7 protein-coding genes are annotated in these 7,650 nt (G+C 58.0%); all 7 read right to left on the reverse strand.

Annotated features, from left to right (window positions below; genetic code table 11):
- A partial coding sequence (locus QVO43_RS09765; protein WP_288174943.1) for a glucosaminidase domain-containing protein occupies positions 1 to 999 on the reverse strand: 999 nt, incomplete at its 3' end.
- Between the two features lie 63 nt (positions 1,000 to 1,062).
- A complete protein-coding gene (locus tag QVO43_RS09770; RefSeq protein ID WP_022488330.1) occupies positions 1,063 to 2,490 on the reverse strand; it encodes a sodium:solute symporter family protein in 1,428 nt (475 codons plus the stop codon).
- 182 nt (positions 2,491 to 2,672) lie between these two features.
- Positions 2,673 to 3,338 (reverse strand): metal-dependent hydrolase, encoded by a 666-nt coding sequence (locus tag QVO43_RS09775; RefSeq protein ID WP_022488331.1) that lies wholly within the window; start codon positions 3,336 to 3,338, stop codon positions 2,673 to 2,675.
- Positions 3,339 to 3,350: 12 nt separating this feature from the next.
- Positions 3,351 to 4,283, reverse strand: coding sequence for a homoserine kinase (thrB, locus tag QVO43_RS09780; RefSeq protein WP_022488332.1), 933 nt, complete (start codon positions 4,281 to 4,283; stop codon positions 3,351 to 3,353).
- A 17-nt stretch (positions 4,284 to 4,300) separates the two neighbouring features.
- Positions 4,301 to 5,611 (reverse strand): homoserine dehydrogenase, encoded by a 1,311-nt coding sequence (locus QVO43_RS09785; RefSeq protein ID WP_022488333.1) that lies wholly within the window; start codon positions 5,609 to 5,611, stop codon positions 4,301 to 4,303.
- 117 nt (positions 5,612 to 5,728) lie between these two features.
- Entirely contained in the window at positions 5,729 to 6,181 is a 453-nt protein-coding gene (locus tag QVO43_RS09790; protein ID WP_022488334.1) for an ACT domain-containing protein, read from the reverse strand.
- A gap of 73 nt (positions 6,182 to 6,254) precedes the next feature.
- Complete coding sequence (locus QVO43_RS09795; protein WP_022488335.1) at positions 6,255 to 7,247, reverse strand: NAD(P)H-dependent glycerol-3-phosphate dehydrogenase; 993 nt, start codon at positions 7,245 to 7,247, stop codon at positions 6,255 to 6,257.
- Positions 7,248 to 7,650: the final 403 nt, after the last annotated feature.

Raw genomic sequence — 7,650 nt, forward strand, 5'->3', positions numbered from 1 at the left:
GTCGATCACCGGGGTGGCCGGCAGCCGGTCGGTGGTATAGGCCATAAGATGCTGGACATGGGCCTGGACCCCGTCCCTGGGAGTGGGGAACCAGGCGCCCTGGACCGTAGCGCTGGTGGTCCCCAGACCGCAGAAGTTGTTCTGGGCCGGGACCACCGTGCCCCCGAACCGGAAGAATCCGGTTTCCAGCAGGGCCTGGCAGAACACGATGTCCCACCGGAGCCCTTCCCGGCTGGCTTCCTGGTAGTACAGATCCACGATCTGTTCCGGGGTGGCCTTGATGGGCAGTTTGGGATTGTACCGGCGGAGCAGCACCACCGCCTGGTCCCGGGTGGCTTCGCCGGGTCCGGCAATGGTCACTTCCTGGTAGTTGTCCGGCAGTTCCCAGATCTTCGCCCTGGTGGTCAGATGGTTGATGATGATCTGCAGGCTGGGATCCGTGATCACACGGTCCTGGTTTTCCAGCTTCAGCAGTTTGTCCGGGTCCGGCCACCGGGGCAGGGTAAGCTTTTCTCCCACTACAGCGATCATACCCTTCCGGATCACCAGGCTGTCCTGGTCCGCCGGCCCCAGATCCCGGATCACCGGAGTCCTGGGACGTTCATTTTCTCTGTCCCGGCGTTTTTCCTTTTTGGGAGGTTCCGCCGTATGAGTCTTTTCTTCCCGGGCCGGTTTCTTCTCCTGCAGGTCCTGGGCTTTTTTCTGTTTCCGGTCCTTTTTGTCCTCTTCTTTCCGGTGCCGCCGGATCCGTTCCCGGAAGCTCAGGGGCTTTTTCTCCTGCTCCTCATCTGTTTTCCGGACTTCTTCTTTTCTCTGTACTTTTTCTTTCTTGTCCTGTTTCTTTTTCTGGACATGGGACAGCGGTCCGTCAGTTTCGTCCAAAAGAACGGTTTCCGCCGGCTTCACACCCTGTTCCAGGGGAGAGGCCCAGGCGGTGCCGGTCCCCAAAAGGCCGGCCAGTACAAGGCCCAGGGCCAGCCGTTTCTGTTTCTTGTTCAATGGGTCATACCTCGTTACTCAATAGATTTTTGGGAGCCAGGCTCCCCTTCCCCACTGTCTTCCTTATTTTTCCCCAGTTTTTTGCCGGGGGAACACCCACAGGCTCACCAGCATCACCACAGCAGCCACAATGATCCCCAGGCTGGTGGAATTCAGGATGCCGATGCCCTTGCCTCCATTGAAAAACTTCAGCCCCAGCACCACAGCCACCCCCAGCACGGCGGAACAGAAGGCCCCCCGGGTGGAGGCTTTTTCCGTAAACAGGCCGAACAGGAAGGGAGCTGCCAGAGATACGGTCATCAGGGAATAGAAAATGGCCAAAGCGGTAATGATGTTGGCCATGTAGCAGGCAATGAAGATCCCGGCGATGCCGCAGAGCACCGTCAGTTTCCGGCTGACCTTCAGCAGTTCCTCATCGGAAATATCCGGACGGAAGAAGGTTTTGTACAAATCCTTGGATAAAGAAGTGGCCAGCATATACAGCACCGTATCACAGGTGCTCACTTCCGCGGCAAAAATAGCAGAAAGAGCCAGTGCGGATACCCCGAAAGGCATCATTTCCTTCATGGCCTTGGGCAGGGCCAGTTCCTGGTTCCCCAGATCCGGAAAGGCCGCATAGGCGCACATGCCGATAAGCATGGGCAGGAAAGCGAACGCCAGTTGGACGATGCCGTTCCACAGGGTCCCCACCCGGACGGCTTTTTCATCTTTGGCCGCATAGACTTTCCCGATGAGCCCCGGAGAGATGCAGAAAGCCGGGGTCAGCATGAGGAAATACCCCACAATGGCGGTGGTGCCCATGCCATCCCAGGCAAAATACTTCGCCGTCAGGGCCGGATCGGCCATATGGCTGGCCACAGCGGCCTGGAGTCCGCTCCATCCTCCCACATACTGGAGGGCAAAGGGTGTGGCAATGCAGAATCCCATGAGGATCACGATCAGTTCGATGATATTCACAATGGCGGCACTTTTGATGCCCCCGGCGGAAAAGTACAGGGTCACAACCACCGCGGCGATGATGATGCCGTAGAGTTTTTCAATCCCCGCCACCACGTTCAGGATCCAGGCAATGCCCAGCAGCTGGCCGGAAAAAAGAGCCAGGGTGCCGATGGCCATCATGGTGGAGGTGACTCCCCGGAAAGCGTGGGAATAGCGGAAATCCAGATAATCCCCCATGGTATACAGATTGTACTTCCGGGCCACTTTCCACACAGCCGGCCCTACAATATAAGCCAGGATCAGGGACCCCAGGCCGCTGCAGCCGATCCACCACCAGCTGGAAACCCCGAATTTGTACGCCAGTCCCGTTACCCCCACTGTGGAACCTGCTCCGATGTTGGCTGCAATCAGGGTTGTGAACAAAAGCCCCGCATTGAAGGAGCGTCCGCCCACAAAGAAGTCCGCTGCACCTTTCACATGTTTCCCCACCAGATGACCCAGGAGGATCAGCAAAAGCGCATAACCTACAATGACCCCAAGATACAAATTCATGAAAATCACTCCAAGCAGTTTATAGTAAGGTGCGACTGGAACTCAACAATCATCATTGTACTTTACTTGAGGCGTATTGTAAAGGAGGGGGTGACGCAATGCGTCACCCCCTCTGGTTGTCACTGGTCACTGGCCGAGAGACCAGTGACCGAGGGTGTGAACCTTTTCACACCCCCTTTTTTTTACAATTCCACCGTCTTCCCCGGTTCCACCACCAGCACTTTGCTTTGGGTGGTGGTTTCCACTTCCTTCTTAAAAGCTGCAGGATCCTGGGCGATGAGAGGCCAGGTGTTGTAGTGGATGGGGATCACCAGGGGCACATTCAGCAGTTCCGCCGCCAGACGGGCGTCTTTGGGGCCCATGGTGAAGTTGTCCCCGATGGGCAGAAGGGCCACATCGATGGTTTCCAGCCGGGGCAGCAGAGCCATATCCCCGAACACACTGGTGTCCCCGGCAAAATACACGGTCTTTCCCCCGAATTCCACCATGAACCCGCAGGAGTGGCCGCCTGCAATACCGCTGCCGTGGAAGGCGGGGGTCACCCGCACCCGGCCGAAGGGGAACTGATGGGTGCCCCCCAGGTGCATGGCATGGGACCGGAGCCCGTGTTGGGCTGCATCATTGGCGATTTCTGCCGTGGAAATGATCAGGGCATCCTGTTTTTTGGCGATTTCATAGGCAGAACCCAGATGGTCCCCGTGATAATGGGAAATGAAGATCACGTCCGCTGCCACATCCTCCGGCTTCAGGCCTTCCGGATTCCCCTCCAGATAGGGGTCGAACAGCAGGGTGGTCTTCCCGTCAGACAGGGTGAAACAGGCATGATGGATATAATGGAACTGCAGCATGGTGATTCCTCCTTATTGGATATCGATGACTCTGGCTCCCTCCGGATCAATGTCCAGCACATGGAGAGCCGTTTCAATGTTCCGTTTCCGGAAGGGCGCCGCCATGGCTTCTCCCACCTTCCGGGCATCTCCCTCCGCCGGCACATAAGCCAACAGGGTGGAACCGGCGCCGGAAATGATTCCATTGTAGGCTCCCGCCTGCCGGGCCCCTTCCAGGGCTTCTTCCGCTCCCGGGATCAGGGGCAGACGATAGGGCTGGTGGAGCCGGTCTTCCAGGGCCGTCCGCAGGAAGTGATAGTCCCCGGTCAAAAGAGACCCTACCAGGAGAGCCGCCCGGCTTACATTGTACACCGCATCTTTGTGGGACACTTCCTGGGGCAGAGCCGCCCGGGCCTTGGAAGTGGGCAGGGGGATGGAGGGCACCAGCACCACCAGCTGAAGGGGTCTGGCCAGGGCAAGCTTCAGGCTTTCCACCTTCCCCTCTTCCATGACATTCACAGTAATGCCCCCCAGAATGGCCGGAGCCACATTGTCCGGGTGGCCTTCGATCCGGGTGGCTTCCGTCACCAGCTCCTCTTTGGAAAGAGGGCTGCCCGCCAGGGCATTGGCCGCTGTAAGCCCGGCCACAATGGCAGTGGAACTGCTGCCCAGGCCCCGGGATACGGGAACTTCGATCCGGGTGGAGATCCGCAGGCCGGTGGCCGGTTTCCCCAGTTTTTCCCAAAGGATGCAGAAAGCTTCCGCCGCCAGGTTGTTCCGGCCCTGGGGCAGGGATTCCCCTCCCTGGCCCTCCGCTTCCACCTGGATGCCTTCTGCTTCCGGCACCCGTTCATAGGTGAACCGGTTGTACAGGGTACAGGCCAGCCCCAGGCAGTCAAACCCGGGTCCGCAGTTGGCGGAGGTGGCAGGGACCTGTACCGTCACTTTTTTCAACATATCTGCCATGGTCAGCGCCTCTTTCCTCAGTCCAGGGTGCTGTCTTCCACCCGGATGATGTTGCAGATCCGGGCTACCACAGCCAGTTTGGACAGGGCGTCGGCGGCTTTCCGCAGGGCGAACTCAGAGACCCCGTAGGTGATCACCACGATTTCCGCCAAGGTGCCCAGGGACCGTTTCTGGACAACGGTCTTCAGGCTGACCTTGTTTTCCCCGAAGGCGGAGGCAATGGTGGCCCAGACACCGGGCTGGTCTTCCACCAGCATCCGGATGTAGCAGGGAGAGATGATTTCTTCCAGGGGCAGCATGGGTTTGGCTTCGTAGCAGGTGCAGCCCACCCGGCCGGTGCAGCCGGCCAGGATGTTCCGGGTGCTTTCGATGATATCCCCGCATACGGCACTGGCCGTAGGCATCCGTCCGGCGCCCCGGCCGAAGAACATGGCTTCTCCTACAGGCTGGCCTTCCACATACACCGCGTTGAACACATCGTTCACCGTAGCCAGGGGATGGTCCTTCCGGAGCATGGTGGGATGGACCCGGGCGCTGACCCCTTTGCCTTCCTTCTGCTTGGCGATCCCCAGGAGCTTGATTACATAGCCCAGTTCGTCAGCGTATTCAATGTCCCGGGAAGAAATCTTGTCGATGCCTTCCACATACACATCGTCCAGGCTCACCCGGCTGTTGAAGGCAATGGAGGCCAGGATGGCAATCTTCCGGGCCGCGTCGAAGCCCCCCACGTCGGCGGTAGGGTCGCTTTCCGCATAACCCTTGTCCTGGGCTTCCTTCAGCACTTCCGCAAAATCCATATGATCCTGGGTCATTTTGGTAAGCATGAAGTTGGTGGTACCGTTGATAATCCCCATGATCTTGCTGATTTTGTTGGCTGCCAGGCTTTCCTTCAAAGGACGGATAATGGGAATCCCCCCGGCCACCGCCGCTTCGAACAGGAAGTCCACATGGTTGGCCGCCGCCAGTTCGAACAGTTCCTTTCCATGGACGGCCACTACGTCCTTGTTGGCGGTGACCACGTTCTTGCCGGCTTTCAGCGCCGCCTCCATGTATTCCAGGGCCGGGTGTTCCCGTCCCATCAGTTCCACCACAATGTCAATGTCCGGATCGTTGACAATGTCTTCGATTTTGTCTGTGGTGGCCAGGGAGGCATCCAAGGCCCGGACCTTTTCCGGATGACGGGCCAGGACCTTTTTGATGCAGATTTCCGCCCCCACCCGTTCGGTGATCAGCGGCCGGTTCTGGTTCAGCACCAGGATCACACCGCCCCCCACGGTGCCGGCTCCCAGCAGTCCGATGTTGATTTTCTTCTGTTCGTTCTTAGCCAATTCCCCTCATCCTCCTGTTGTAAAGGGGCTGCCGAAAACGACAGCCCTCTGAAAATCCTGCAGATATCCTGTTTTACCCCTTCCGGGAAGCCGGTTCCTCTGTTTTTCTTTCCCGGGTCAGTCCACCTGGCCCAGCACGTCCAGCCGCTTCACTCCGTCAATGAGCCGGAGTTTGTCCATCAGGGCTTCCATATCGATGTTCAGGTACTTGGTCTCCACCGAAATGGTGGTATTGGCCACACCCTGGAGAGGCACACCCTGGTTGATGGTGATGACGCTCCCCCCATCGGCAGCAATCGTGTTCAGCACACTGGAAAGTACCCCGGGCTTGTGTTCCAGCAGCAGAGAAATGGTAATGACCTTTTCCTTGCTGGCATCGTAAAACGGGAAGACATAATCCTTGTATTTGTAGTAAGCACTGCGGCTGAGCCCCACTTTGCTTACGGCCTCGTTGACAGTCTTCATTTTGCCCCGCTTCAGGATTTCTTTGACCAGGATGGTCTTTTTGATTGCTTCTGGAAGAATTTCTTCTCTTACCAAATAAAATTCTGATTTCTTCTCGTTGTTCATGTGTTATCTATCCTTTCCATAAGAATGTTAATCCTTCCTAGGAAGACATTATATCATAGTGCGTGGAATAATGCTACTCTTTCTTGGCAGTTCTTTTCATCAAATCCCCGATGGCCTGGCGCACATCCTTTCCCTGGAACAGCACCTGGTACAGCTGTTCGATGATGGGCATTTCCACCTGATGGGCCCGGGCCAGTTCCCGGACCACCGGCGTGGCGTTGATCCCTTCGATGACCATATGGGTGCCGCCGGTGATCTCCTCCAGGGTCTTGCCCTGAGCCAGGGCATAGCCGGCGGACCGGTTCCGGCTGAGAGGGCTGGTGCAGGTGGCAATCAGGTCCCCCACCCCGGCCAGACCAAAGAAAGTGGCCCGCCGGGCTCCCATCTTCACCCCCAGCCGGGTCAGTTCCGCCAGTCCCCGGGTGATCAGCCCCGCCTGGGCATTTTCTCCCAGCCCCAGGCCGGACAGCATCCCTCCCACCAGGGCAATGCAGTTCTTCACACAGCCGCACAGTTCCACCCCCACAAGATCCGTGGAGGTATAGGGACGGAAGTAGGGAGTCAGGAAGCACTGCTGGAGGAACCGGGCCTCTTTCATCTCCCGGCAGGCAATCACCGTGGCAGCCGGCTGCTGCTGGGCGATTTCCCGGGCCAGGTTGGGACCGCTGAGGGCAGCAATGGCCCGGGCCCGGGGGAAAGTTTCCTCCAGGATATCCGTCATCAGTTTATGGGTGGCAAGATCAAATCCCTTGGTGCAGGTAAGGATCACCTGGCTGCGGCAGTCCGTGATGGCCGCCACCTGCCGGGCAATGGACCCCATCCCTTTGGAAGGCACCACGAACACCAGGACTTCCGCTCCCGTGACAGCTTCCTTTAAATCCGCCGTCACCTGGATGGAGGGGGAAAGCCGGAAATCCGGCAGGTAATCCCCGTTGCAGCGGGTTTCCCGGATCTTTGCCGCCTTCTCCGGGTTCCGAGCCCACAGGCACACGTCCCGGCCGTTGTCCGAAAGGATCTGGGCCAGTACCGTTCCCCAGCTCCCGGCCCCAATCACAGCTGCTTTCATGGTTTCAACTCCTTTGCAAATAGAAAGGGCTGTTGCAGGTGCAACAGCCCTTTGGTCGCGGGTCTCGAGTCGCGGGCTTGTTGGTGCAAACCGAAGACCCGTTTTTTGATTCCAACCGATGTTACCTTATCATTCTATAGAAAAAGAACAACCGGATTCAGCGTCCAGGCTCGCGGCCCATGGCCCGCGACCCGTGACCGGGGTGTAAATCCTTTCACACCCCTATCATTTTTTCCAATGTCCCTGCCGGATCTTGCTTTCTGTGCCATTTTTCAAGCGGATCATGTTCTGGTAGTGACGGGCCACCACAACGATGGCACACAGGCCTGCAAAGGCCACCAGTTTCCAGTCATACCCCAGGTACCAGGCGGAAAAAGGAGCCGCCAGAGCCGCCAGGATGGAC

The sequence above is a fragment of the Acidaminococcus sp. CAG:542 genome, from assembly GCF_000437815.1.
Classification (GTDB): Bacteria; Bacillota; Negativicutes; order Acidaminococcales; family Acidaminococcaceae; genus Acidaminococcus.